This is a genomic window from Companilactobacillus jidongensis (assembly GCF_003946575.1).
GTDB lineage: Bacteria > Bacillota > Bacilli > Lactobacillales > Lactobacillaceae > Companilactobacillus > Companilactobacillus jidongensis.
Window position 1 is genome coordinate 21,224 of the sequence record NZ_RHOP01000010.1, and the last position, 24,534, is coordinate 45,757.

Below are 24,534 nucleotides of genomic sequence, written 5' to 3' on the forward strand. Positions count from 1 at the left end.
TAAGTATATTATATCACTTTACAAACGTACAAACCACAGTATCATACTGTTTATAGCTATTATCTTTTAATATTTTATCAATCTTATACTTTTTACCATTCCAATGAACTTCCATAGATGTATCAATTTCTTCTGGTTGTTCGTGTCGGATAACAAAGGAAGTTTTACTACTCATAAAATTGCCAGCTTCCGTCTTATAGTCATTGAATAAATCACTTAGAACTTTACACCAGGTAGTAAATACTTTACCTTCACTAGGAACCATTACACCATCGTCATTTTGTTCATAAGTCTTGCCATAGAAATCTATTACTTCTGTTAGTTCACTAGGGTTATTAACCAGCTGTTTCATTTAAGCGCCCCCGTAACTGTTGTATCATCGCTAATACTTCTGTTGGTACTTGTTTATCAGTGTCGGTGTTCCTGGTATTGTACCAATATTGAGCCAGTAAACTGATAGCAAAATCAAATTGTTTATATTTATCAAATTCATCTACTGATACGTTGTGATTAACGGCGTTTACAATGTAATCTTGTGCAGTGTCTATGTAATTTTGTAAAAGAGTGTCGTCTAGCGCGTGTGTCACACGCAAACTATTTTTAACATCTTGTAATGTAACCATTTATATTAAATTCCTTTCTTGAGCTGAACCTCCATTTTGACAGTCCAGGTATTTTAGTTAAAACAGATCGTTTAGGACAATTTTGTCCTTTACCCCAATTTCGGGGAAAAGTATTGAGCAACTTAAAAGAGGGGACTGCGCAAAATTGTGCAGACCTCTTGTGGTCGGTTGAAACGACCTCATCTATCAAAAAAGGCATTGCCAAAAGTGGCAATACCAATTTATTGGCTAGGCTGTCTTTTCAGCGGTTGCAGGTGTTACTGCGGTTGCAGGTGTTACTTCAATATATCTTGCTGAATCTTCGTCAATCTTTTCATAATCATTTCTGATGATAACAGCAAGTCCTTGAGAATATGAATCGAATTGATCCCATTGAACTTGTACTTGGTTCTTACGAGCAACAAATACAGCTTGAGCAATGTCACCAATAACCATTGGTAGTACGCCTGCTTTTGGACTAGGTAACAATTTATCACTGATTACAATTACATCAGCACCGAATAATTGTTTACCACTTACAGCAGTGATACTTGGTTGTAGAATGTAACGACCGTCTGTATCTTTCAAAGTATCAAGCCAGTTAAAACCACTTTGGTTAGTAATAACACTTTTATCAAGAGCTGGATCTAAGTCAACGTTGTAAACTTTCTTCAAGTCATCTAGATTAGTTGCTGAAACCTTAGTAAATGAAGTTAGTAATTTAACGATATTTTGATTATCTGTATTTTCGACCATCTTTTGAAGTTGGGCTTTTACTTCTTGAATAATATTAACTTCTGAATCTTCCACAAGTTCATTAGATAGATAAATCTTACCAGCTCTAGTAGATACCTTATAATCGACACCTTTAAACATTTCAGCATTAACGTCTGCAATCTGTGCAAGTTCCTCCTTGGTTGCTAGTGTGGCTGTTTGAGAAATTGCTACGGGGTATGTTCCCACTGGAGTACCAACGTTCTTAACAGTTGCATATTGAGCCAGATTATACTTGCTTTGTTTCAAGTCAAATACATCATTGATAACTTCACTAGGAACAACAACTTTTGCAGACTCTGTTGTAAGTCCGTCACGTTGTTCACCTTCGGAGCGAATGTAGTCTTCAAAACTTCTTGTTTCCACGTTTTTACCATCTAAAATTGTTTTTTCTGTCATATCTTTTTTAACTTCCTTTTTATTGAATGTTTTAATAAATTCTTCATAAGATCGTTTATTTACTTGAACATTTGCATCATCGTACGCTGGAATTGCCACAACTGATACATCAAATAATGACTTAACTTGCTTGATAGTTCTAATTACATTGCCATCATCATCTTTGGTAAATGTATCGCCATCATCTGCAACGGCAAAACTAAAACTCATACTTGATAGGTTGCCATCTTTTACATTTTCATACGTATCATTAGCGGTTGTTGTATCTGGTAGTTGTGCTTCAAAATGTAAACCTTTATCGTCCACATTGAGCTTTAAAGTACCAGCCTTGGTACTTGCTAATACCTTACTAAAATCATGGTTTGAAACCATGTATACATCTGACAAGTCCACATCATCAAGGGCGTTTTTATCAATAACTTCTGTGAACCCACCTAAGTCCTTGCTAGGTTGTCCGAATGTTATGGCGTATCCACTTAAAGACTTGCCGTTTTGTTGGTCGTCCTTTGTGTTATCATCTTTATTGGCGTTTGAATCAGTGCTATTTCCCGTATCTTCTTTGGTAGGTTGAGCGGATAAGCTAGCATCTGTGTTCAAGCGTTTTTCTTTTTCATCGTTATTCATTAACTGAATTTTCTCCTTTGTTATCTTTATTATTTTGATAATTGTCCATGTTATCCAGATGAACATAATTCAAACTTACAAGTAAACTATCGCCACCATCTACGGCTGGAAGGTTCATTTTCTTTCTTCCTTCATTGATGGTTAAAACACCACCTTGAACTGCTTTTATCACGTTCTCTGTGGTCGTTTCAGGATCAACGCTAAACAATCTATCAGTATTGAATCTGAAACTTTGCTTGTCAGCATGACTTAAAAACTTAAAGTCTAGTTCGGCGGTAAATACATTGAAGTAATGGCTCAAAGTACCATTGATATAGTTCATATTAGTTTGGGAAACACTGGAATGATTTTCTTCTACACCTAATTGATAAGTTGAAAGTCCGAATACTTTCGCAATTTGTTTACTGCTCCAGTCGTTAGAATTAACTAGCTTCAATATATCGGTATTTACTTCTAGTGGGGTATAGTCCATTGAACTATCCATTACTAGAGTTCTTGAACTGTTACCAGCTCCAGCATTAGATTTTTCAAACTCACTTCTGATATTGCCTTTAGCCTCTGCATCTAGGTCTGACTTGTTTACTTTCAAAATACCGTTTGAATTAATACCATTCTTATAGAAGCCAGCTAACATTTTATTGCCCGACTTTTGAATGTTTAATTCATCTCTCAAGCTCATCAAAGGACTAACGCCAGTTACACCATCTTGACTAAAATACTTGAAGTGTAAAATGTGGTCTGGCTTTACACGACGTGTATGATTTCTTGAATCAGAAATTTCATATATTAAGGTTCCTGTGTCCTCATCTTGCTTTACAGTCATACTAGAATTTTTGATAAACTTTAATTCTTTTGGATCGTTTGGATCATCAATTTCTGCATATGAGTTGCCATTAAGTAATAGATTTGCCATCAATGCAAACTTTAAATGGAAGCCGTCCATTAAGTCGTTAGGTTTGTTGTTTAGTAGGTTATAATACTTATCCTGTTTTGCCAGGGTTTCACCACGCAATAATTGAATGGGACTACTAGCTACGTCACTGGCTAAAATTCTAATTGCACTAAACACATCACTATTATTAATAGCTTTTGCACCATAGTAAACGTTAGAATCATCGGTCTGCATACTAACAACGGCATCAAGAAAAGCATCTCCAGGGTCTTGTTTTACTGGTTTAAAAAACATCTATTTTTCACCTCCTTTCTAATTGGTTTTTTCGCTATCGTTTTGAACAAGAGCGGAATTTTCCGCTGTACTGAGCTGAGTTTTCAGCCGAGTTCATTTTGTCGGAGACCTAGGGCGTTCCATACAGTTACACCCCTCTATTAATTAATATGGCAATTGCTATCACACATAAAGCCAGTGATAACAAAGCCCACTTGAAACCGAACAATAAGAATAGTGCTACTACTAATAAAATCATTCCTATAATTAATACACATGTAGGTAGATAGCTTTTAAAAACTGAAATCATCTGATTTATAAAAGTCATTGTTTGCTTTACTCCCTTCAACATCTTTGAAATATGATTTTCCAACTGTCCAGGCATCTAATAACGCTGCTACTGGATCGATACGAGTTTCATAATGTGTCTTATCAAGTAAGGCATTGTTCTGCGAATCGTATCTTATAACCGAATTATTAACGGCATACTCCAAAAGTTGGTTATCACCATGAATGATGTCACGGTTATAAATAGCTTCTCTAAACTCCCGAATAGGAACCGATAGAGTGATAGCACCTTGTCGTACTTCTATCATTGGATAGCCTTGCTTTTCAAAGTCTGTAAGAAGGGTGTTCATATTGTAGGGATCGTAACAAATTGCCTGTAAATCTAGGTCGTTGTTATCAATTAAATTATTTACAAAGTCGTAAATTTTAGAGTAATCAATAACGCCACTATCAAGCGTTGTAATGTCACACTCTCCACGGTCTTGTAACTTGGTATAACTAATATTGTCTCGTCGCTCTTTCCGCTCAAGTCCACCTTTACTACCAACAAAACTAAAACTATCAGCATAAAACTTGCCACCGCTTAAAGGAACTAACCAACTGACCGCGGATAAATCGTTAGTCTTGGATAAATCAATACCGATATAGACTGGTTTGCCTTTAATGTCTGGCTTGTCGGTAACAAGTGTGTTTTGCCAATCTTCAATATTAAGAAATTGATTAGTTTTAGCATTTTGCCAGGTGTTAAAATTCTTAACCAACACACCCGCAACATTTTCTTGCTTAATGGCTAGTTGTAAATCATCACGGATCGTATTTGTCATGGTTTTTCTAACACTTTCAATTTCAAACAATGGGTTCGCCTTAATCCATATTTCTGGGTGTTCTAGTAAAGTTTCTTTATCTTCCTGGTCAATCTCCCATATAGCTATAAAGTAGCGGTCTGCATGTTCTTTGCCTTCAAGAACTTTACTCAAAAATTGATAATCTTCATACATCGGGCAATTAGTATCATCACCACTGGTACTAATAACCGCCAGTGTCGCATTGGCTTGATTATTCATACCAGTTTTGATTGCTTCAAGAACTTTTCTATTTTTAGCTAGGTGGTACTCATCTACAATTCCAAGAGTTGCACCATAACCATCTAATGTTGTGGTGTCACTTGATAAAGCCATTGCAAAACTATTACTATCCTTATCAGTAATCTGCATCTTTCCAATTTTTAAACGTTGCCTTATATATGGTGATGCTTTTACCACTTGTCTTAACTCACTAGCCATCATGTCATAAGCCAATCTAGCTTGTTTATAGGCGTTTGCGGTAAATAGTATCTGTCTACCTTGTTGCGGTTCTTTCTCCATCAGCAAGGCAATAGCACCCATTGTAGAAGCTATATAGGTCTTACTATTCTTACGTGCCATACTGATAAATGCACGGTCAAAACGCTTGTTGCCAGTGTCGACTTCACGCCAGGAATAAATATTTGATAATATCCATTTCTGAAACGTCGCCAGGTGTAACTTCTTACCATCGGTGGTAGGTAGCAACTCCACAAATTTTATTATTTTCTTTTCAATTTCTTCATCAAAATAATAAGGGAACTCATTTGTATTTTGACGTTTTAGATCGTTCTTGAATCGCTCACAAGCCTGGATAATCTTTTTACCAGCTATGATGTCACCGTTTAGGACTGCATCGGTGTATTGTTCGGCATAACTCACGCTAGTAAGTCCTTAAAATCATCATCTGGAGTAGTATTCTTTGCCTTGCCATATTCAAGTTTGGCGCGACTTTCTAACGTTAGTCCTAAACTCGTTGCGAAACCTTTAAGATCGCGTTGTGCTTGTTGTTGTGTGATAAGGTAGCTTGTTTTCTTACCGCTTTCAGTGAATGAACCATGAGCATTGATTTCTTTTTGGCAATCAATAATCAAAGCACTGGTATTACAGTAACTAACCAATGTATTACGATCCAATTCACTGATGGGAGTATCTTTTTTGAGTAGTGGTACAAGCCGTTTCCACTCACTTCTTGCCGTTCCTTTTAACCAGGTAGGGGGCGTACTGTTTAGTTCGGCATATGTGAATAATTGTTGCTCTGCTTGCTTCTTTTCGGCTTGTGTTTCCTTAGTTGTATCGCCTGTGAAGCCTGTTAATTTAGGCTTTCCGCCTGATGCCATTAAATCATTCCTTTCTCTATTAAATAGCCTTAAAACGGCTTAAATCGCCATATAACAGCGTTTTTATTTAAGTTTTTACACACAGAAAAGTTGTGTGCGTTCATCTGTTAAAAATTTTGGGTGGGGGGTAAATTGTGATGGGGCTTTGAATATTGTTCTGCTCTGGTTTTTTCGTTGTGGTGGTACTGGCATAGGGGTTGCCAATTATTCCAATCTAGGCGTTTACTCCAATCGTCTTTTAGTGGAATAATATGATCGACCAAATCAGCTTTTCTTATAATTCCTTCTCTTTTGCATTCAATACAAAGCGAATTTTGTAATAAGAATAATTTTGATTGTTTTTTCCATTCTTTTGAATGATAAAACTGTAAATACTTTCCTTCATAAGACTTTCGCCATTGATATTTACTTTTGTGTTTGTCGCAATAAGTTTTATCGAAATCAATCAAAGCATTACAACCTGCTTTAGCACAAAACTTCTTTGGTTTAGCCATAACTAGAACCCGTGCTCATCGCTCATAATGTCTTCATCAGTACGTTGTTCATCTTCATCTTTGAAGTCAATCGAATAATTACTTGTAAAGATTGTCTTAACTAATTGATCGTTGTGATAAATATTTAAACTTCCATCATGTTCATCAATATTCAATTTATCTTTAACCAATCTAATTTCTTGAATATCTTTACCATCAAAATACTTTAATACTCTAATCATTTTTATTTACCTTCTGTTTAAATTAGATCAATCAATTAATTTAATATTTAATTTTCTTATCAATAATGTTTGCCTTCGTACGATATAGGTTGGTGGTACTGGACGTTTTAATATTGAAGCACCAGTTCTTACTCTGCTTGTCCGCAACCTTAAAACCAGCGACCAACATTGCACCTTTAAACATTCCATTCATAATGTAAAAGCCACAACCTGAATCACTGAAATAGTGTTTAAGACTGTAAGAATCATCAGCGTAATTAATTCCTTTACTGGGTGCCAATGTATTGAGTACCCACGTAACCAGCTCCACTTGCTCCAACGGTGACAGGTCTAAAAATCTAATGGGATCATCGTAACCATCGGGATCTAATACCCCGATAGTGGGGGGTAATTTATTCTTAACCAAGTGGTGTCGTTGCTTTATCCACCTGTATAGTCGGGTGTAATTATCTTGTAGTTCCATTTGTGTGTTCCTTTCTTAGTGAGTTGGTACATGTCGTACATCATGTACATGTGATGTACCACGTATGTAGTCATTGAGCCACAAAGGATAGAGAAGTTATTTACCAGCTGGGTACATGGTACATGTGGGTATGAAACTTTTAAATAACGCACGCTTGTACGTCCTTACTATCCTTTTTTTAATACTTTGGTATTTACATGTACCACATGTACCTAACTCCGTAACGTCTGATATGTCGGGCTTTAACGATGGTACATGTCATGTACCTAACATGTACACATGTACCATTCTTATTGTTTACGTTTATACCCACGTTTATTTTTACCGTTAACTTTTACATGATTATCACGGTGCCAGGTATCTTGTAAGCTATTCATAACATCAGAAATCTGTTTACCAACATTTCCACGTGATGCAGAAATCAGCTGATCGTTATTAATATGAAAAGCAACTTGTAGAATTTCATTGGTGGTTACCTGGTCAATGGGTGTAGTTTCCTTAACTGGCTTTTTGTCCATGTCAACACAAGTACGATCGTTCATATAATCGTTAAAATAATAACGTTTGTTTTCAGTAGGATATTCATTCCAATTGGTTGGTACTGGCATATCAAGATAAGATAATATTTGTTCCTCGCTAGGATCTTGAATCATAGCATCTTTTTGATATTTCTCTGCAATCTTCTGTAAGGAATCTGTTATAAAGATTTGTCCACCATTGTTATATAAAACTTTGGCTTCTGCCAAAACTTGCAGAATATCAGCATCATCTATATTGAACGGGTCCTTTTTATTTTCTTGAACATTACATTCAATAGGAAAAAAACGTCTGTTTCCTGTCTTATCCTTCAAGAACTCTGGTGGATTCGAAGTACCAATAAAAGCATTTTTACGTGGGTGATCTGTCGTGTAGTGTCCGTACGACGGTCTGTAATTGTCAAACTGTGATGATATAAAAGCCTTGACGTGATCCACATCAGTTCTACGCATGGCTGATAACTCACCAATTTCTACAATCCATTTACCTTTTAGTTGCTGGAAGTCGTCCTTAGTTTTACCCATGGACTCTAGCTCATCTAAAAAGTAATCACGGTATATAGAACCTACTAGGGTACTTTTACCAATACCTTGACCGCCAAATAAGATAGGAACAATTTCAAACTTCACACCAGGGTTATAAACTCTAGCGACTGCACCTGTTAACCAACGTTTACATATCTCACGTGTATATTCGGTATCTTCTGCACCTAAGTAGTCTATGAAAAAAGTTTCAACTCGTTTCACACCGTCCCATGTGACCGATTCAATACGTCGCTTGACGGGATTAAAAGAGTGATCCATAGCAAACTTTACAATTGCATCACTGATAGCATCTTTAGTAGGAACGTAATTGTAATTATCCTCAATAAACAATTTGAGTTTAGAATCATCACTATCTAGCCAATCACCTGGTTTAGTATCAAGTGAGTGGTTAGGCTTCAATTTTTGAAGCTGTTCTGAAAACTCGTCGTATTGAAGTAGGTCTTTCAATCTGGCATCATTTTGAAGTATTAAGAATACATTTTTGCTTGAACTAGATCGCATCGTACCTTTATCAGTTTTAAGGAATTGTTCCTTCCATGGTTCAATTTCTACTATTTTCGTACTATTTAATTGGTCTGCTTCTTGCATTAAACTTGTTAGCTTTTCTTCCATCAGTCCGCCTTCAATCTTGCTATTTCCCTCATAAGAACTGATCTGTAAATAGTTTCAAGTTCCTTTTGTGGTAAACTTGGCGACACGAAACTATTATTAATAACCGACAATAATTCATAAACATTACTAGCACTGGTACCAACTGCTAACATTGAACCTGCAATACTTGTAATGAAATCGTTGCGTTGTCCCTTGGTGGCTCCTTTAACAATCTTGTCCAGCAAAATTCCTGTGTACTTCTTAAATCGTGGCGTACCAGAACTAATATTATTAGCTGGCTTATCCTGGACAAACTCTAGTAACCAGGTGGGGGCTTGTTTTATATCATCATAAGAACCAGACACGTGAGCATAACTAGATCCATCAATGGTACTAGGAGCAATAAGAATGTTATTGCACATCAAATCAATACCAGACTGGTCAAAGAAAGCACCTGTCTTACTTTTAGTCGTGATTCCCGACGGAACTCTTAGAAAGAAATGTATTCCATTGTGGGGTGTTCGTTCTATTAACGTATCATCTGGTAACCGTCCATATGTTTTAAATACCTTCAATAGGCTATGTCTGCCGTTGCCATTGCCGTGCATATCAACGTCTACCACCATTAAGCCCGACTTCTTTAAATTAATACCGATATTGTTATTAGTTTCTTGAAACCATTCCTGCGCCATAGAATCATCATTTACGGCATCACTGAAACCGTGGGTATCTTTCATACCCGACTTACTACCAGGTGCGGTAGGATAGTAATATATATTTCTTTTGGCTAGTTCTAAAGCTATTTCATAAGTGGTCAATTTCTCACTTCCTTATTATTGTTGCGTACACAAACAAATTTATTTATCCTCATTGGGGAGTTTTTCAATTAAATCACCTAATCGACTATCAACTGTATCAATTGAAGCCGACACGGTAGCAAGTGTTTCATACAATCTTGAAATATATCCTCGAGAAAATAATAATTCTCTAGCCGTCTCTGTATCATTGGTTGACACGGTTTGAACCGCATCTATAAACGCTGTCGCTAGATCAATCGTTTGTTTATTGTTCAAATTCATACAAATAATATCTTCTAATTCATTTTCCATTGTTTAAAATCTCCCTAATTTTTGGTATAATTAAGGCAAGTATTAATTGCTATGTGTAGGACTTACAACCCTCGGTGGGTATTTGCAAGTCCTTTTTTCTTGCCTTTTTTTGATTCATTACTGTAATAAAATAGCATCACTGATAGCTTTAGCATCTTGAGCAATTTCATCTGCTAATACGATAGCTGGTACAACTACTTTCTTTTCACCATCGTTCACTGTGATCGTGCTATTTCCTTTTAAAGCCTCTAAGTTCATTTCAATATTATTAATGTGTTCTTGAATATCCTCATCTTGTGCTTTAAGGAAATTCATTTCTTCTTCGTCACTTTCAAACATAATTATTTCTCCTTCATTGATTCATAAATTTTAAAAATCTCTTTTGCCTTCATTGCATTGTCAGAAATATCCTGGCATAGGTCTGATGTACCATCAGTTAAAAACTCATCGTGTTCAAACAATATGTAATCACGAGTAACTTCGCTGATGTCTGCACCTAATGCCTGGAGTGCATCTATAAGTTCTTGTTCCATTGGTACCATCTCCATATATAACTGTGCGCCGTGCAAAGCTACTGTTATATTTTTTTAGATTCTAAGAACTTGTCACAATCTATTTGATCTATTCTTTTAACACCACCAACAATTGAAACTTTAAGACCCTGGTCAATGTATTTGTATAAAGTGTTGTAACTTCCAATATTCAAATACTTTAAGGCTTGACCAAGTTTCATGTATCTTGGTAATTCAGTCATTTTATTCACTTCCTAATCTTTATGGTTAATTCATATCTAATATTTAGATTGATATTTTTACAATCTAATATTTAGATTTCTTTAACAGTATATCCTTGGTTTCATAGTTTTGCAATGGCTTTTATCTATTTTTTTGATTTTTTTTGATTTAATCTATTTTTTTGAATGTTCTTGCTGTACACTTTACTTAAAGTTGATATTCTTACCATGAATATAGAAAGGTGTATTAATAATATATGAATAATAAAAATCGGCTAAAAATGCTGAGAAAGAAAGCAAAACTAACTTTAGACGACGTAGAAGAACAAACTGGTATCAAAAGAGGAACATTTAGCAACTATGAAAATGGTAAAACTGAACCTAATATAGGAACTTGGCAACAATTGGCTGATTTTTTTGATGTATCCTTATCTTATATATCAGGTAATTCTAATGAAGACGATGCTTTTGAAAAATTAGATCGTGAAACTCAAAAAAGAATCCAAAAGGATAAAGACGAACTCATCAATAATTCTTATTACAATGGAATAAACAATGTTTTGTCATTTTTAGAAGAAGACGTTTTAAATGATGGTTATGGGATTGATTCAATGGAATTAATTTCTAATTCTGTTAGATTTGCACGGATTAACGGTAAAGGTAAAGATATAGATATACATAGGTTCAATATCAGATTACTTAGCGAATTAATAAATACTCTTAATTTGTACCAATTAGGACAGTCTAAAAATTCTAAGGAAGAAATTCGTAAACATTTTACAGAACTCACAAATGCAATATTAGAAAACACAAATAAAAAAGATACTAACTAATTAACCATCTCCCCATAACGCGCCGTGCAAAGCTAGAAATGGGGAAACTAAACTATGGCAAGTTTTACACAATACAAAACAAAAGATGGTAGTAAATTTTGGCGTTGCCAGTACACCATTGCTGCTGATCCATTAACTGGTAAAAGAACTAAACGACAAAAACGTGGTTTTAAGACACGCAAAGAATGTGAAATTTATGTAGCTCATCAATTGGCTGACTTAGATAATCACGGTTTTAAAGAAGACACTAACGCAACGTACAAAGACGTGTACGATAGTTTCATTGAGTCTTATAAGAAAACAGTCAAGGAAAGCACGCTAAACCACGTCTTAGGAATGTTTAGAATACATATCTTGCCAGCTTTCGGGAAATATAAGATAAAAAAAATAACCGTTACTACCTGTCAAAAGATAGTAAACGGTTGGTATGATGATTTTTCAGACTATAAAAAGATTAAGAACTATGCCAATCTTGTTTTTAAAGAAGCCAGACGTTTGAGTATCATCTATGAAAACCCTATGGATCTTGTAATTATGCCAAAAAAGAAGGCTAAAATACAAAATGCTGATGATAATAAATTTTGGGATAAGAACGAGTTACAGGCTTTCATAAATCAAACTAATAAATACTATGGTGGTAGAAACGAGAAAGCAGTAGCATTGTTTCGATTACTTGCATTCACGGGTGCCAGGAAAGCTGAAATATTGGCTTTACAGGTTGCTGACTTTGACTATAAAGATAAGACAATATTAATTAATAAAACTGTTACAAGAGATATTGATAACCACCAGGTTATTGGTACACCTAAAACTATTAATGGCTATCGTACTTTACACTTAGATCAAAATACTGCGGATATTTTGAACCATTGGATAAGTACAATGCACAAAGAAATGTTTATACTTGGATATAATACTGGTTCACGGAACCAATGGATATTTCCTAATACTCACAACCAACTATTATCTATGATGAAACCAAACAAGTGGATGGATGCAGTTATTGACTCATACAATAATGATAACAAAAAGAGATTGAAACGTATTACACCACACGGTTTACGTCACACTTGGATAACACTTGCTATTGAATCTAATCAACTAACAATAAAACAAATTCAAAAGCAAGCTGGGGATAGTGATGTGAGCGTAATCCTATCGACCTATGCTCATGTTACCAAACAAGCCACCGAGGAAACAATAGATAAATTCACCAGTTATGTGGACTTCTAAATTTTCGGAGCCACGAGCGGAGCCATTAGGTGTTTGAGCGCTATTAAACCCTTGTAAGCACTGGTATTATAAGGTTTCATCATGTGGGGATATAACCCCCATACGGGTGATAGTTTGTGAATTATTGTAATACTAGGAAAGCCGTGGACAGTGTGTCTGCGGCTTTTTTATTTTCTCAATATTTGTGAAATATAAAAAGCCACTGATCATCAGTGACTTTTTATAAACGCTATGTAGAATAAAATACCAACTAATACTATTGTATAAATAACACTGGCCAATCCAGCAAATTCCATAATGATCCAACCAGTAACTTTGGAGGTTGCCAGCAGTAGCATGGACAACACGCCCCAGATCACTACTTTTCTAAGGACACTTTGGTATGCTTCATTCATTTTTTTTCGATCGTGTTCTCTCATTATAATATGCCTGCCAAGATGGCAAGAAAGTTGTTCAAGAAATGAACAGTAATATTTGCCTTTATATTTTTGGTACGTGCGTACACCGCTGCAAGAATTATTCCAAGTAATACTTTTGATAAGGCGTAGACCCAATCAGTTCCTGGAGAGAAGGGCGCATGAACATATCCGAAGACAATCCCACTAAGTATCACTGATACTAATGGATTGTTGACGAAGAACCAGTTCATAAAGATTCCTCGGAAAAGGATTTCTTCTAATATTGGAGCGACAATGATTGTGAAAAAGACTAGAATAACTATGTTATTTTTTGCGACTAATTCTAGAGCCGCAACATTATCATTAGTTGATTTCATCATAGGTACAGTTATTAGGTTTACGGCAAAAACTAGTACGGATGCGACAATTATTATAGTCCAAGTGGAGCTATTGAATTTAACTGCCTTAAATTTTTGAGCTCGCTTAAAAGTGAACCACAAAAGGATTGCAACAATGACTAAAAGGATTAAGGTTATGATTGGCGCAAATTTTAGATAACTTGTATATTTTGAGCCTAAATCTTTTTTTGTTAAAGTAAGTATGCTTAATGGAATTTGTTCTGCTAAAAATAGTAATATAAATGCTATAATACGAAACAGTCCCTTAAATGGATTGAGAGTATTAATTTTATTATTCAATGGGAAGACCACCTTATTGATAATTATTATTAGTATTTTGATTAAAGAAGTGCTTTAATACTATAATGAGTTTTTTTATAAAGGAGTGAATGGATTGTTTAAGATTGCTCGTGGCAGGATAAATGCTTGGCAAGTGCTTGGTGCGGTTTTATTTATGACTGTACAAGTAATTACCACATTGTATCTGCCAAACATCACATCTGACATCGTTAATAATGGTGTTTCAACCGGTGACACAAATTATATTATGCATGCCGGGATGAAAATGATTTTGATTTCGATTGTCAGTGTTATAGCAGCCGTTGGTAATGTTCTAATGGCTTCACAAGCATCTCAGGGCTTAGGTAAAAAATTAAGATCTGATTTGTTTAAAAAAATATTGTTCTTTTCAAACGATGAATTTGATAAATTTGATACGTCATCATTAACAACTAGAACTACTAATGATGTTATTCAAATTCAAAACGTTATGATCATGATGCTCCGTATGATGATCATGGCACCAATTATGTTAATAGGTGCCAGTGTCATGGCTTATCAAAAGAATGCAGAAATGACAAAGATCTTTTTGATATCTATTCCAATTCTGATTGTTTTGATTGGTTTAGTCATGTTTTTTGCTGTGCCATTATTCAAAGCAATGCAGAAGAAAACTGATAGATTGAACTTGATTTTCCGTGAAGGATTGACTGGTGTTCGTGTTATTAGAGCATTTCGTCAGGATCCTTTCGAACAAGATCGTTTCAAAGGTGCTAATGCTGATTATACCAGCAACGCTATTAAGGTATTTACTATTGTAGCATTGATGTTCCCAATCGTTACATTAGTAATGAGTGGAACTAATGTGGGAATCACTTGGTTAGGTGCAAAATACATTGCTAATCAATCAATGCAAGTTGGTAATTTGATTGCCTTTATGACATATGCAATGCAAATTCTAATGAGTTTCATGATCTTATCGTTGGTCTTTGTGTTTGTCCCTCGTGCTTCAGCTTCAGCTGCACGTATTCAAGAAGTTTTTGCTACTGAAAGCACAATTGACACTGTTGCTAAGCCTGCAAAGGTTAAAGATGAACCATCACTTGGATTCAGTGATGTGAATTTCCGTTACAAGGGTGCAGAAAACTTGGCCTTGTCTAATTTAAACTTTAAAGTCGATTCAGGTCAAACTTTGGCCATAATTGGTGGTACAGGTTCCGGTAAGAGTACCTTAGTCAATATGATCCCAAGATTTTTTGACTCTGAAACTGGTGTTGTTAGTTTGAACGGTACTGATGTCAAAGCATTGAATACTGAAGATATTAACAAAAAGGTTGCTATGGTTCCACAAAAGGCTATTTTGTTTAAGGGTACAATTAAATCGAATATGACTTATGGTAAGGACAATGCAACTGATGATGAGATTTGGCACGCGCTAGAGGTTGCGCAAGCTGCTGATTTTGTCAAAGAACTTGATGGACAACTAGATGCTATCGTTGAACAAGGTGGAGATAACTTCTCTGGTGGTCAAAAGCAACGTTTAGCTATTGCTCGTGCGCTTGTCAAAGATGCTTCAATCTATGTCTTCGATGATTCATTCTCAGCTCTTGATTTCAAGACTGACTTGAATCTAAGAACGGCACTTAAAAACGATGAAAAAATCAGTAAGAGTGTTGTTGTTATCGTTGGTCAAAGAATCTCAACTGTTGCCGATGCTGATCAAATCGTTGTTCTTGATGACGGTAAGATGGTTGGACTAGGTACTCATGAGGAATTGAAAGAAAATAATAAGACTTATCAAGAAATTATCGAGTCTCAAATTAAGGAGGCTAAGTAATGGCTAAAGAAGATACTAAAGCTCCACAACCAACAACTGGCGGTCATGGTCCTGGTGGCCACGGTGCAGGTTTAGTTGTGAAGCCTAAGAATTTTTGGAAGACAACTGGAAGATTAGCTAAGTATATGTCTTCATATGTTGTTGGAATTACAATTGTTTTGGTCTTAGCTGTTGCTTCAGCTATTTTCCAAATTAGAACTCCTAAGATTTTGGGTGAAGCTACAACTGAAATATACAAGGGTGTTATGACAGGTGCAGCTCAACAGAAGGCTGGTATACAAGTTAGTCAATTGCCGATCAACTTTACAAAGATTGAACATATTATTCTAATCGTAATGTTGATGTACTTGGCTTCAGCTGTATTTACTTTTTTACAACAGTTCACTATGACTCGTATTTCACAGAAGACGGTTTATAAGTTAAGACGTGACTTGAAGTCTAAGATGGAACGTTTACCAATTAGTTATTATGATTCACATTCAAACGGTGATATCATGTCACGTGCTATTAATGATATGGATAATATCGCTGGTACATTGCAACAAAGTGTTACGCAAGTCGTAACAAGTACTGTTACTTTTATCGGTGTTTTGTGGATGATGTTCACCATTAGTTGGAAATTGACACTGATTGCTCTGGCAACGATCCCTGTCAGTTTGTTAGTTGTTGGTGTTATCGCACCGCAATCACAAAAGTTTTTTAAGAGACAACAAAAATCACTTGGTCTATTGAATAATCAAGTTGAAGAGAATTATTCTGGTCACGTCGTTGTTAAGAGTTTTAACCATGAGGGCGACTCGATTGAAGTATTCGAAAGTGAAAACGAAAAGTTATACAAGGCTTCATGGAAGGCACAGATGATTTCAGGTATTGTTATGCCTTTAATGACATTCTTGAATAACTTGGGTTATGTGTTTGTAGCAATGTATGGTGGTATTTCAGTGGCCAATGGTAATTTGTCACTTGGTAATATTCAAGCCTTCCTACAATACATGAACCAATTCTCACAACCGATCTCACAGTTGGCCAACTTAACTAATACGATCCAAGCAACCATTGCCTCAGCCGAACGTATCTTTGAAATTATTGATGAACCAGAGATGGGGAATGACAAAGTCGATATTCCAGATGAAGATACTGACGATAAGGTAACACTCGATCACGTCAAATTTGGTTATGAAGGTAAGCCGATCTTATTAGAAGATTACAACTTACATGTCAAACCAGGTGAGATGGTCGCAATTGTTGGACCTACCGGTGCCGGCAAGACAACCATCATCAATTTGTTGGAACGCTTTTACGATGTTAGTGGTGGTTCAGTTAAGATTGATGGTAAGGATGTCAGAAACATGACACGTGAAGAAGTTAGAAGTCATTATGCAATGGTTCTTCAAGATACATGGCTCTTCACTGGTTCGATTTATGACAACTTGAAGTATAGTAATGAGAATGCAACTAAAGAAGAAATCATTACGGCGGCTAAGGCTGCCCATGTCGATAACTTCGTCAGACAATTGCCAGATGGATATGACACAGTTCTTAATGAAGAAGCATCGAATATTTCTCAAGGACAAAGACAATTAATTACAATTGCCAGAGCCTTTGTTGCTGATCCAGAAATATTGATTCTTGATGAGGCAACTTCATCAGTTGATACAAGAACCGAAGTTCATATTCAACACGCTATGGAGAGATTACTGAATAATAGAACAAGTTTCGTTGTTGCACATAGATTGTCAACAATTAGAGATGCCGACAGCATTATCGTTATGAATCACGGCTCAATTATTGAAACCGGAAATCATGATGAATTGATGGCTAAAAACGGGTTCTATGCAGATCTTTATAATTCACAATTCGCCGGAAATGTTGCGATGTAACTTAGAACGTGTTTCAATTAAGAATCAGGAATCTGATTTTCGTAACTTGTTAAAAGAATAAAATATGGAGCATATGTACTTTTTAAAAGTATGTATGCTCTATTTTTGTGTTAAAGTCATTGACTTAAAGTGAACTTCAAGTATTAAGCTGCTCTTATAATAATTAATAGGAGATAAAAAATGAAAAAGATATTAATTCTCGGTGCCAATGGACAAATAGCTAAATTAGTACGTGATCGTTTATTAAAGGAAACGGATAACAAACTTACTTTATACTTACGAAATTCTAATAGACTACAAATTAAGGATGCTAACAGGGAGACAATTATTGAGGGCGATGTCAATGATACGACAAAGCTAATGGATGTAATGAGAGACCAAGATATAGTTTATGCCAACTTAGGTGGTAAATTTGAACCAATGGTTCAGAGTATCATTACAGCTATGGATAATAATAATGTCAAACGTCTGATATATGTAACTGGATTAGGTCTATATCACGAATTACCGAAAAAATTTGAGGAATGGAATGAGAATATTATTGGTCATGAAGTGATGGAAGATACTCGTCGTGCAGCCAAAATAATTGAGGATTCAGATATCGACTTTACGATTCTCCGTTGCGCATACATGACAAATGAAGATAAAGTCGATTATGAATTAACTGAAAAAGGTGAAGAATACAAAGGTACAATTATTTCACGAAAGAGTATCGCGGATCTGATCATCAAGATTATGCAGGATCCTGATCTACATAAATATTCAAGTTTAGGTATTGATCAACCTGGTACTGATGGTAACAAACCAGCAGGTTATTAAGTTATGTTCGAAAGTTATTTTTACGATACAATTAGACTATTAACAATCGTGGAGATAACAGTATGAAAAAATTTCAACAAACTGAAGCACAAATCTTAGATCTAGTTAATCAACAAATTGTTCCAGGAGTTAGTTATGGATTTATTAGTAATCACGGTAATGGAGACATGCAAACGAGTTATGATGAGTCAAATTATGCTGGTAACAAATCTTGGGTTCCAGAAATCACACCTTTAAGAGGTAATGAACTGTATGATTTGGCTTCTTTAACAAAAATTATGGGAACTGTTCCATTAATTTTGAAATTAATTGATGAGAAGAAGATCAAGTTGCATGACCCTATCAACAAGTATTTACCACAGTTCAAAGACGATCGCGTCGAAGTGTTTCACTTATTAACACATACATCAGGTATTGCAGGATATATTCCTGATCGTGACAGTTTGAATGATCAACAGTTGATAGATGCACTCTTCACTCTACCGGTCACTGACAATTTTAATAAAAAAGTTGTCTACACTGACACGGGAATGATTTTTCTAGGCTTGATTATTGAAAAGATATATAAAAGATCTGTTCAGGAAGTTATTAGTGAATTTGTGCAAATGGCTTGGAATCTGACGGATACGACGTTTGACCCTGAAATTGGCCGTTGCACGCCTACATATGAAGTTAATGGGAAAATGTTGATAGGAATACCAAATGATCCAAAAGCTCGTCAGTTGGGCAAACATTGTGGATCAGCCGGTATGTTTTCGAGCCTAATCGATGTTATGCAATTTTCTAAGGCGATGCTGCAGAAGAATTACAAGTTCCTCTATAAGGACTTTACTGATTTGAATCCTGGTCGTTCATTGGGATGGGATATTAAACCTGGAAATGTTTTATTCCACACTGGTTATACAGGTCACTTCATTGCGCTCGATTATATCCATCAGAATGCGATGGTTGTGTTGACTAATCGTGTACATCCAATTGAGCATAATCAAATTTTCTTAAAACGAAGAGAAACAATTTTGAATTCATTTTTGAATGAGAGCAAATAAACAAAGAGCCCTCTGATTGGATTATCCAATTTAGAGGGCTCTTTGTTTATTTTTGTTTAATATAACCGTTATCTATCAATGCCTTACGCAATCCTAACATAGCGGTGTAGGTAGCCAGCACGTAAATTTTTTTAGTAGGAATTTTTGGAATTTGTTTAACAAAATCTTCAATTTCAACTGTTTCGATATTCTTGTCCATATTTAATCCAGCAATCTTGAAGCGGTAGGTGACATCCTTAACGCGTTTTCCACCAGTAATTACTAAGGGAATCTTATCGTAGTCGAGGTCTTCGAAGTTTGCGTCCCAGATCCAACTTGTGTCGATACCGTCGGCGTAGTTAGCATTGAGTAAAAATGCTAATGAATAATCTGATGTATCGCTAAGAATTGTTTCGATAACTTGATTCAAACCAACAGGATTCTTGACCAAGATAATATTGACATTTTTATCATCGACCGCAATCGTTTCTTGACGTCCAAAGACTTTTTCATCATACGAGAAGGCTTTTTCCATTTGATCAATACTGATACCCATTTCTGATGCAATAGCATAAGCTGCCAAAGCATTGTAGACGTTGTACTTGCCGCCGATGTTCATTGTGAAGGGATGACCATCGATTTCAAATTCAGTCTTGTTAGGTAGTAGCGTCTTGATATTAGTTACTTGATATTTCAAGTCATTCTGCTTGAAGCCACAGTTAGGACAGAAGTAACTACCAAGGTTAGCATATGAAATTGTATGATAATGCATAATGTGATTACAGTTAGGACACAAAACGCCATCTGTGTTAGTCGGTGCTTTGATGTCATCATTTTCATGCCCCTTACTTGAGAAGCCATAATAGACAACTTTGTTTGGCAATTTCTTAGATGAAAAAATTGCGGCGTCGCCGTTAGCGATAATTGTTGCATCAGGTGCTAGTTTGATACCATCGAGAATTTTTTTATAAGTTGTGTAGATTTCACCGTAACGGTCCATCTGATCACGGAAGATGTTTGTCAAAACAAAATACTTAGGCTTGATGTACTTACAGATGATCTCAACGTTGGCCTCATCGACTTCGAGAATGGCTAAAGGACGCTTACTCTTCTTATGATGAGTAACGAAACTAGTAACGATTCCTTGGATCATGTTTGATCCAGTTGGATTGGTTAAGACATCGTCGTATTTTTGCGTGACCATTTTGTTGATCAATGAAGTTGTCAAAGTTTTACCATTTGTACCAGTTACGATTACCAGATCATAATTTCTGCCGAGACTTTGTAAAATATCTGGATCGATCTTATAAGCAATTTTTCCCGGATATGAAGATCCACCATTAAAGAACTTGCTTAGAATAAAATAAGATGTTTTTCCAGTAAGTGTTGCAATACTTGATTTAAATGTCATTTTAAAACCCCAATTAGTTTATATTAAAAATATATTATCACACCTAAATTACATTTTATCGAATTTTGATTCAATTTAGTCAATGTTTAATATGTTCAAGCGCCATTTTTTTAGTTATAATCTTCAAGGACGTAAATTTGGAGGCAGAGTATTGGCGCAATTATTTTTTAAGTATGGTGCTATGAATAGTGGAAAATCAATTGAGATTTTAAAAGTAGCACATAACTATGAAGAACAAGGTAAGTCAGTTATTCTGATGACGAGTATTTTGGACACTCGATCAGGAACTGGTAAAATAAAAAGTCGAATGGGTTTGACTAGAGAAGCCATTGCATTGAAGAAAGACTCGAATATTTATGATATTGTTAAGAGTGAGAATCCTGATGCGGCTTGTGTGTTGATTGATGAATGTCAATTTATGAACAAGAATCAAGTTCTTGAAGCAACTCAAGTTGTAGATGATCTTGGAATACCGGTTATGGCATTTGGCCTGAAGAATGATTTTAAGAATGAATTGTTTGAAGGAACTAAATATTTGTTATTGTACGCTGATAAATTGGAAGAGATGAAGACAATTTGTTGGTTCTGTACGAAGAAGGCAACGATGAATATGCGTGTGTCTGATGGCAAACCAGTATATGAGGGACAACAAGTGTCTATCGGCGGCAATGAGGCATATTACCCAGTATGTCGTCGTCATTACAATCATCCTCCAGTGATAAATAACGATTAAGAAAGGAAAATAAATTAATTGGACAAAATACTAGAACAACTTGAAACACTAGTTGAAAGATATGCCGAATTACAAGAATTAATGAGTGATCCGGAAGTTATTAATGATACTAAACGTTACATGGCTTATTCCAAAGAAGAAGCTGATATGCGTGATATTGTTAATGCCTTCAATCATTACAAAGAATTACAACAAAGCATTAGCGATAGCGATGAAATCATGCGTGAAACTGATGATGCCGAAATGCAGGCTATGGCAAAGGATGAGATGAATTCATCTAAGGAAGAGGCCGAAAAGCTAGAACACGAGATCACTTTATTGATGCTTCCTAAAGACCCTAATGATGATAAGAATATAATTATGGAAATCCGTGGAGCTGCTGGTGGTGACGAGGCTAGTTTGTTTGCTGCTGATTTGTTGAGTATGTATAGCAAATATGCTGAAAAACAAGGTTGGAGTTTCGATATTATCGATGAAAATTCGACTGAAGTTGGTGGATACAAAGACGTCGCTGTTATGATTACAGGAAAACGTGTTTATTCTAAATTGAAGTACGAAAATGGAGCACACCGTGTTCAACGTATTCCATCTACGGAATCAGCCGGTCGTGTACATACTTCGACTGCCACAGTCGCAGTTATGCCGGAATATGATGAAGTTGATATTGATCTTGATCCGAAGGATATCAGGACAGATGTTTACCGTTCATCTGGTGCTGGTGGTCAACATATCAATAAGACCTCATCAGCTGTTCGTATGACCCATTTACCAACTGGTATTGTTGTTGCCATGCAAGATCAACGTTCACAACAACAAAACCGTGAAAAAGCTATGCAAATTCTAAAATCACGTGTTTACGATTACTATGAATCAGAAAACCAAAGTGAATATGACGAAAAACGTAAATCAGCTGTTGGTACCGGAGATCGTTCTGAGCGAATTAGAACTTACAATTATCCACAAAACCGTGTGACAGATCACCGTATTGGATTATCATTGAACAAACTTGATCGCATTATGAACGGAGAACTTGACGAAATCATCGATGCCTTGATTGTTAATGATCAAACTCAAAAATTGGAGCAAATTCAAAGTGGAGAGACTAAGCTATTCTAGTGCCCTGAAAAGGGCTTTTTTAATGCTGAAACAGCAGGATAAGTATCCAGAAGATGCTGAATATTTGATGGAAGAATTGACTGGCTTCAATTACACACAGTTACAATTGCATCGGAATGAACCAGTACCTGGGAAGACAATGCGTCAATTCAGGGATGGCATAGTCAGATTAGGAATGGACGAACCGGTTCAATACATTTTAGGCTATGGTTATTTTATGAATAAGAGTTTTACTGTTAGCCCTGATACTCTGATACCACGTCAAGAGACTGAAGAAATGGTTCAAAAAATCATTGATGATCATGATGAGAAAATCAAAAATATTTGGGATATTGGCACTGGTTCAGGCGTAATCGCAATTAGTTTGGCGCTGGCATTTCCAGAAGATGACATATTGGCGACAGATATTTCGGAAGGTGCACTCAAAGTTGCGCAACTGAACGCTGATAATTATCAAGCCAATAATGTCTTTTTGAAACAAAGTGATCTGTTTCAGAATATTGAACCAGAGTCATTCGATATTATTGTTTCTAATCCGCCATATATCTCTCAAGAAGAAAAATCGGTCATGGATCAAAGTGTTATTAAATATGAACCTGATTTAGCTTTATATGGAGAGGAAAATGGACTAGAATTTTATCAAGACATATCACAAAATGCTGATAAGTATTTAACAGATGATGGCACTTTGTATATGGAATTTGGTTATCATCAAAAATCTGCTTTAGAAGAAATTTTTGCTAAGAATATGCCAGAATATACTGTAGAATTTCATAAGGATATGAGTGGCAATTATCGATATCTTAAAGCTGAAAAGGAGAGGGTATAGATTTTGGAGACAGAGATATTAAAAAATACGCAAATAGCGGAAGCCGTAAAGTTTCTTGCTGATGGTAAACTGGTCGCATTTCCAACCGAGACGGTTTATGGATTAGGTGCTGATGCCACGCGTCCGGATGTTGTCAAAGATGTATATGCAGCTAAGGGACGCCCAAGTGATAATCCACTGATCGTTCACGTTTCAAGTCCAGAGATGGTCTGGAAGTATGCCGATAACAGTTATAAACCAATGGCTGAGAAACTAATGAATAAGTTTTGGCCGGGTCCATTGACTATCATTATGCCAATTCAAGAAGGTAGTTTGTCAAAGGCAGTAACCGGTGGTTTGACTACAGCTGCTTTTAGGATGCCTAAGAATAAGACGACACTTAATCTGATCAAAACATTTGGTAAACCTATTGTTGGACCATCAGCTAATACTAGTGGCAAGCCAAGTCCAACTTTGGCAAAGCATGTTTATCATGATTTGAATGGTAAAATCTCAGCTATCTTGGATGATGGACCTACTAAATTAGGTGTAGAGTCAACAGTTATCGATCTTTCAACTGATATACCAGCTGTCCTGCGCCCAGGGATGATCACGGTTGAGGACTTATTACAGGTGCTTGATAATGTTAATAGTGATCATCATAAAGTTGCCGCAGGAGAGATTCCTAAGGCTCCAGGTATGAAGTACAAGCATTACGCACCAAGTGCACAAGTAATCATAGTTGATAATACTGACGATTTTTCGGCTGCGATTTCTCAATATGGAAATGCAAAGTTGGGAATCATGGCAACAGATGACATCTTGTCTACAATTACTGATGAAGATAACTTTATTAAGTTTTCTTTGGGCAAAGATATTTACAGTGCATCGCAAGAACTATTTGCAGGCTTACGTGGGCTAGATGGTAAAGGCGTTGAATACATACTTGCCCAGGGCTTTCCAGATGCCGATCATGGCGAGGCATACAGAAACCGGTTGAACAAATCCTCTGGTCAAAAACATTTCGCTAAGTAATG

General features: G+C 35.9%; 28 protein-coding genes. 10 read left to right on the forward strand and 18 right to left on the reverse strand.

Annotated features, from left to right (window positions below; translation table 11 throughout):
• Nucleotides 1-13: 13 nt before the first annotated feature.
• The 15 genes from EKM68_RS07490 to EKM68_RS07560 form a co-directional block, all read right to left on the reverse strand.
• Complete coding sequence (locus EKM68_RS07490) at nt 14-352, reverse strand: phage head closure protein (protein ID WP_125589394.1); 339 nt, start codon at nt 350-352, stop codon at nt 14-16.
• A complete protein-coding gene (locus tag EKM68_RS07495) occupies nt 336-623 on the reverse strand; it encodes a head-tail connector protein (protein WP_125589396.1) in 288 nt (95 codons plus the stop codon). Before EKM68_RS07495 ends, EKM68_RS07490 begins: the two co-directional genes overlap by 17 nt.
• 228 nt (nt 624-851) lie before the next feature.
• Complete coding sequence (locus tag EKM68_RS07500) at nt 852-2,399, reverse strand: phage major capsid protein (RefSeq protein WP_125589398.1); 1,548 nt, start codon at nt 2,397-2,399, stop codon at nt 852-854.
• Nucleotides 2,392-3,585: a phage portal protein gene (locus EKM68_RS07505; protein WP_125589400.1), complete on the reverse strand. Its 1,194-nt coding sequence runs from the start codon at nt 3,583-3,585 to the stop codon at nt 2,392-2,394. The genes EKM68_RS07500 and EKM68_RS07505 overlap by 8 nt, the downstream gene beginning before the upstream one ends.
• 272 nt (nt 3,586-3,857) lie before the next feature.
• Nucleotides 3,858-5,576 (reverse strand): terminase large subunit, encoded by a 1,719-nt coding sequence (locus EKM68_RS07510; protein WP_125589402.1) that lies wholly within the window; start codon nt 5,574-5,576, stop codon nt 3,858-3,860.
• Nucleotides 5,573-6,034 carry a phage terminase small subunit P27 family gene (locus EKM68_RS07515; RefSeq protein WP_125589404.1) on the reverse strand — a complete coding sequence of 154 codons (462 nt, stop codon included), beginning with the start codon at nt 6,032-6,034 and terminating at the stop codon, nt 5,573-5,575. The genes EKM68_RS07510 and EKM68_RS07515 overlap by 4 nt, the downstream gene beginning before the upstream one ends.
• Nucleotides 6,035-6,141: 107 nt before the next feature.
• Nucleotides 6,142-6,528: an HNH endonuclease signature motif containing protein gene (locus tag EKM68_RS07520; protein ID WP_125589406.1), complete on the reverse strand. Its 387-nt coding sequence runs from the start codon at nt 6,526-6,528 to the stop codon at nt 6,142-6,144.
• A gap of 2 nt (nt 6,529-6,530) precedes the next feature.
• Nucleotides 6,531-6,749, reverse strand: coding sequence for a hypothetical protein (locus EKM68_RS07525; RefSeq protein WP_125589408.1), 219 nt, complete (start codon nt 6,747-6,749; stop codon nt 6,531-6,533).
• A gap of 40 nt (nt 6,750-6,789) precedes the next feature.
• Complete coding sequence (locus tag EKM68_RS13620) at nt 6,790-7,212, reverse strand: hypothetical protein (RefSeq protein WP_191987378.1); 423 nt, start codon at nt 7,210-7,212, stop codon at nt 6,790-6,792.
• A 290-nt stretch (nt 7,213-7,502) separates the two neighbouring features.
• Nucleotides 7,503-8,906 (reverse strand): virulence-associated E family protein, encoded by a 1,404-nt coding sequence (locus tag EKM68_RS07535; RefSeq protein ID WP_125589410.1) that lies wholly within the window; start codon nt 8,904-8,906, stop codon nt 7,503-7,505.
• Nucleotides 8,906-9,703, reverse strand: a complete 798-nt coding sequence (locus tag EKM68_RS07540; RefSeq protein WP_125589412.1) for a bifunctional DNA primase/polymerase — start codon at nt 9,701-9,703, stop codon at nt 8,906-8,908. Before EKM68_RS07540 ends, EKM68_RS07535 begins: the two co-directional genes overlap by 1 nt.
• A 39-nt stretch (nt 9,704-9,742) precedes the next feature.
• Entirely contained in the window at nt 9,743-9,994 is a 252-nt protein-coding gene (locus EKM68_RS07545) for a hypothetical protein (protein ID WP_125589414.1), read from the reverse strand.
• Nucleotides 9,995-10,111: 117 nt separating this feature from the next.
• The gene (locus EKM68_RS07550; protein WP_125589416.1) at nt 10,112-10,333 is read right to left on the reverse strand and encodes a hypothetical protein; all 222 of its coding nucleotides are present in this window, start codon (nt 10,331-10,333) and stop codon (nt 10,112-10,114) included.
• Between the two features lie 2 nt (nt 10,334-10,335).
• The gene (locus tag EKM68_RS07555) at nt 10,336-10,527 is read right to left on the reverse strand and encodes a hypothetical protein (protein ID WP_125589418.1); all 192 of its coding nucleotides are present in this window, start codon (nt 10,525-10,527) and stop codon (nt 10,336-10,338) included.
• 44 nt (nt 10,528-10,571) lie between these two features.
• Complete coding sequence (locus EKM68_RS07560) at nt 10,572-10,748, reverse strand: helix-turn-helix domain-containing protein (protein WP_125589420.1); 177 nt, start codon at nt 10,746-10,748, stop codon at nt 10,572-10,574.
• A 236-nt stretch (nt 10,749-10,984) separates the two neighbouring features.
• Here EKM68_RS07560 and EKM68_RS07565 point away from each other — a divergent pair, with 236 nt between their 5' ends.
• On the forward strand, nt 10,985-11,560 hold the full coding sequence (locus EKM68_RS07565; RefSeq protein WP_164509388.1) for a helix-turn-helix domain-containing protein: 576 nt from the start codon (nt 10,985-10,987) through the stop codon (nt 11,558-11,560).
• Between the two features lie 54 nt (nt 11,561-11,614).
• A complete protein-coding gene (locus EKM68_RS07570) occupies nt 11,615-12,793 on the forward strand; it encodes a site-specific integrase (RefSeq protein ID WP_125589422.1) in 1,179 nt (392 codons plus the stop codon).
• Between the two features lie 209 nt (nt 12,794-13,002).
• Here the strand turns inward: EKM68_RS07570 and EKM68_RS07575 are convergent, their stop codons facing one another.
• Nucleotides 13,003-13,212 carry a hypothetical protein gene (locus EKM68_RS07575; RefSeq protein WP_125589424.1) on the reverse strand — a complete coding sequence of 70 codons (210 nt, stop codon included), beginning with the start codon at nt 13,210-13,212 and terminating at the stop codon, nt 13,003-13,005.
• A complete protein-coding gene (locus EKM68_RS07580) occupies nt 13,212-13,889 on the reverse strand; it encodes a CPBP family intramembrane glutamic endopeptidase (RefSeq protein WP_125589426.1) in 678 nt (225 codons plus the stop codon). The genes EKM68_RS07575 and EKM68_RS07580 overlap by 1 nt, the downstream gene beginning before the upstream one ends.
• Before the next feature lie 94 nt (nt 13,890-13,983).
• On the opposite strand from EKM68_RS07580, the gene EKM68_RS07585 reads away from it, so the two are divergent.
• The 4 genes from EKM68_RS07585 (at nt 13,984) to EKM68_RS07600 (ending at nt 19,450) form a co-directional block, all read left to right on the forward strand.
• The gene (locus EKM68_RS07585; protein ID WP_125589428.1) at nt 13,984-15,705 is read left to right on the forward strand and encodes an ABC transporter ATP-binding protein; all 1,722 of its coding nucleotides are present in this window, start codon (nt 13,984-13,986) and stop codon (nt 15,703-15,705) included.
• Nucleotides 15,705-17,585, forward strand: a complete 1,881-nt coding sequence (locus EKM68_RS07590; RefSeq protein WP_125589430.1) for an ABC transporter ATP-binding protein — start codon at nt 15,705-15,707, stop codon at nt 17,583-17,585. The genes EKM68_RS07585 and EKM68_RS07590 overlap by 1 nt, the downstream gene beginning before the upstream one ends.
• Nucleotides 17,586-17,765: 180 nt before the next feature.
• Complete coding sequence (locus EKM68_RS07595; RefSeq protein WP_125589432.1) at nt 17,766-18,404, forward strand: NAD(P)H-binding protein; 639 nt, start codon at nt 17,766-17,768, stop codon at nt 18,402-18,404.
• 62 nt (nt 18,405-18,466) lie between these two features.
• A complete protein-coding gene (locus tag EKM68_RS07600; RefSeq protein WP_125589434.1) occupies nt 18,467-19,450 on the forward strand; it encodes a serine hydrolase domain-containing protein in 984 nt (327 codons plus the stop codon).
• A gap of 46 nt (nt 19,451-19,496) precedes the next feature.
• Here the strand turns inward: EKM68_RS07600 and EKM68_RS07605 are convergent, their stop codons facing one another.
• A complete protein-coding gene (locus EKM68_RS07605; protein WP_125589436.1) occupies nt 19,497-20,840 on the reverse strand; it encodes a Mur ligase family protein in 1,344 nt (447 codons plus the stop codon).
• A gap of 151 nt (nt 20,841-20,991) precedes the next feature.
• Here EKM68_RS07605 and EKM68_RS07610 point away from each other — a divergent pair, with 151 nt between their 5' ends.
• Genes EKM68_RS07610 through EKM68_RS07625 form a run of 4 tightly spaced genes read left to right on the forward strand, consistent with a single transcriptional unit; the run spans nt 20,992 to nt 24,532 of the window.
• Nucleotides 20,992-21,573: a thymidine kinase gene (locus tag EKM68_RS07610; protein ID WP_125589438.1), complete on the forward strand. Its 582-nt coding sequence runs from the start codon at nt 20,992-20,994 to the stop codon at nt 21,571-21,573.
• Between the two features lie 18 nt (nt 21,574-21,591).
• The gene (gene prfA, locus EKM68_RS07615) at nt 21,592-22,689 is read left to right on the forward strand and encodes a peptide chain release factor 1 (RefSeq protein WP_125589440.1); all 1,098 of its coding nucleotides are present in this window, start codon (nt 21,592-21,594) and stop codon (nt 22,687-22,689) included.
• Nucleotides 22,634-23,518: a peptide chain release factor N(5)-glutamine methyltransferase gene (gene prmC, locus EKM68_RS07620; RefSeq protein ID WP_125589442.1), complete on the forward strand. Its 885-nt coding sequence runs from the start codon at nt 22,634-22,636 to the stop codon at nt 23,516-23,518. Before prfA ends, prmC begins: the two co-directional genes overlap by 56 nt.
• A 3-nt stretch (nt 23,519-23,521) precedes the next feature.
• On the forward strand, nt 23,522-24,532 hold the full coding sequence (locus tag EKM68_RS07625) for an L-threonylcarbamoyladenylate synthase (protein WP_125589444.1): 1,011 nt from the start codon (nt 23,522-23,524) through the stop codon (nt 24,530-24,532).
• The last annotated feature ends 2 nt before the right edge of the window (nt 24,533-24,534 follow it).

What these genes read in the sequence shown, in the direction of transcription:
- EKM68_RS07560 (WP_125589420.1), bottom strand. Translation starts at nt 10,748, where the DNA reads ATGACTGAATTACCAAGATACATGAAACTTGGTCAAGCCTTAAAGTAT.
- EKM68_RS07570 (WP_125589422.1), top strand. Translation starts at nt 11,615, where the DNA reads ATGGCAAGTTTTACACAATACAAAACAAAAGATGGTAGTAAATTTTGG.
- EKM68_RS07525 (WP_125589408.1), bottom strand. Translation starts at nt 6,749, where the DNA reads ATGATTAGAGTATTAAAGTATTTTGATGGTAAAGATATTCAAGAAATT.
- EKM68_RS13620 (WP_191987378.1), bottom strand. Translation starts at nt 7,212, where the DNA reads ATGGAACTACAAGATAATTACACCCGACTATACAGGTGGATAAAGCAA.
- EKM68_RS07500 (WP_125589398.1), bottom strand. Translation starts at nt 2,399, where the DNA reads ATGAATAACGATGAAAAAGAAAAACGCTTGAACACAGATGCTAGCTTA.
- EKM68_RS07605 (WP_125589436.1), bottom strand. Translation starts at nt 20,840, where the DNA reads ATGACATTTAAATCAAGTATTGCAACACTTACTGGAAAAACATCTTAT.
- EKM68_RS07520 (WP_125589406.1), bottom strand. Translation starts at nt 6,528, where the DNA reads ATGGCTAAACCAAAGAAGTTTTGTGCTAAAGCAGGTTGTAATGCTTTG.
- EKM68_RS07515 (WP_125589404.1), bottom strand. Translation starts at nt 6,034, where the DNA reads ATGGCATCAGGCGGAAAGCCTAAATTAACAGGCTTCACAGGCGATACA.
- EKM68_RS07505 (WP_125589400.1), bottom strand. Translation starts at nt 3,585, where the DNA reads ATGTTTTTTAAACCAGTAAAACAAGACCCTGGAGATGCTTTTCTTGAT.
- EKM68_RS07495 (WP_125589396.1), bottom strand. Translation starts at nt 623, where the DNA reads ATGGTTACATTACAAGATGTTAAAAATAGTTTGCGTGTGACACACGCG.
- EKM68_RS07545 (WP_125589414.1), bottom strand. Translation starts at nt 9,994, where the DNA reads ATGGAAAATGAATTAGAAGATATTATTTGTATGAATTTGAACAATAAA.
- EKM68_RS07575 (WP_125589424.1), bottom strand. Translation starts at nt 13,212, where the DNA reads ATGAGAGAACACGATCGAAAAAAAATGAATGAAGCATACCAAAGTGTC.
- EKM68_RS07590 (WP_125589430.1), top strand. Translation starts at nt 15,705, where the DNA reads ATGGCTAAAGAAGATACTAAAGCTCCACAACCAACAACTGGCGGTCAT.
- EKM68_RS07595 (WP_125589432.1), top strand. Translation starts at nt 17,766, where the DNA reads ATGAAAAAGATATTAATTCTCGGTGCCAATGGACAAATAGCTAAATTA.
- EKM68_RS07565 (WP_164509388.1), top strand. Translation starts at nt 10,985, where the DNA reads ATGAATAATAAAAATCGGCTAAAAATGCTGAGAAAGAAAGCAAAACTA.
- EKM68_RS07535 (WP_125589410.1), bottom strand. Translation starts at nt 8,906, where the DNA reads ATGGAAGAAAAGCTAACAAGTTTAATGCAAGAAGCAGACCAATTAAAT.
- EKM68_RS07555 (WP_125589418.1), bottom strand. Translation starts at nt 10,527, where the DNA reads ATGGAACAAGAACTTATAGATGCACTCCAGGCATTAGGTGCAGACATC.
- prmC (WP_125589442.1), top strand. Translation starts at nt 22,634, where the DNA reads ATGATCAAACTCAAAAATTGGAGCAAATTCAAAGTGGAGAGACTAAGC.
- EKM68_RS07490 (WP_125589394.1), bottom strand. Translation starts at nt 352, where the DNA reads ATGAAACAGCTGGTTAATAACCCTAGTGAACTAACAGAAGTAATAGAT.
- EKM68_RS07600 (WP_125589434.1), top strand. Translation starts at nt 18,467, where the DNA reads ATGAAAAAATTTCAACAAACTGAAGCACAAATCTTAGATCTAGTTAAT.
- EKM68_RS07550 (WP_125589416.1), bottom strand. Translation starts at nt 10,333, where the DNA reads ATGTTTGAAAGTGACGAAGAAGAAATGAATTTCCTTAAAGCACAAGAT.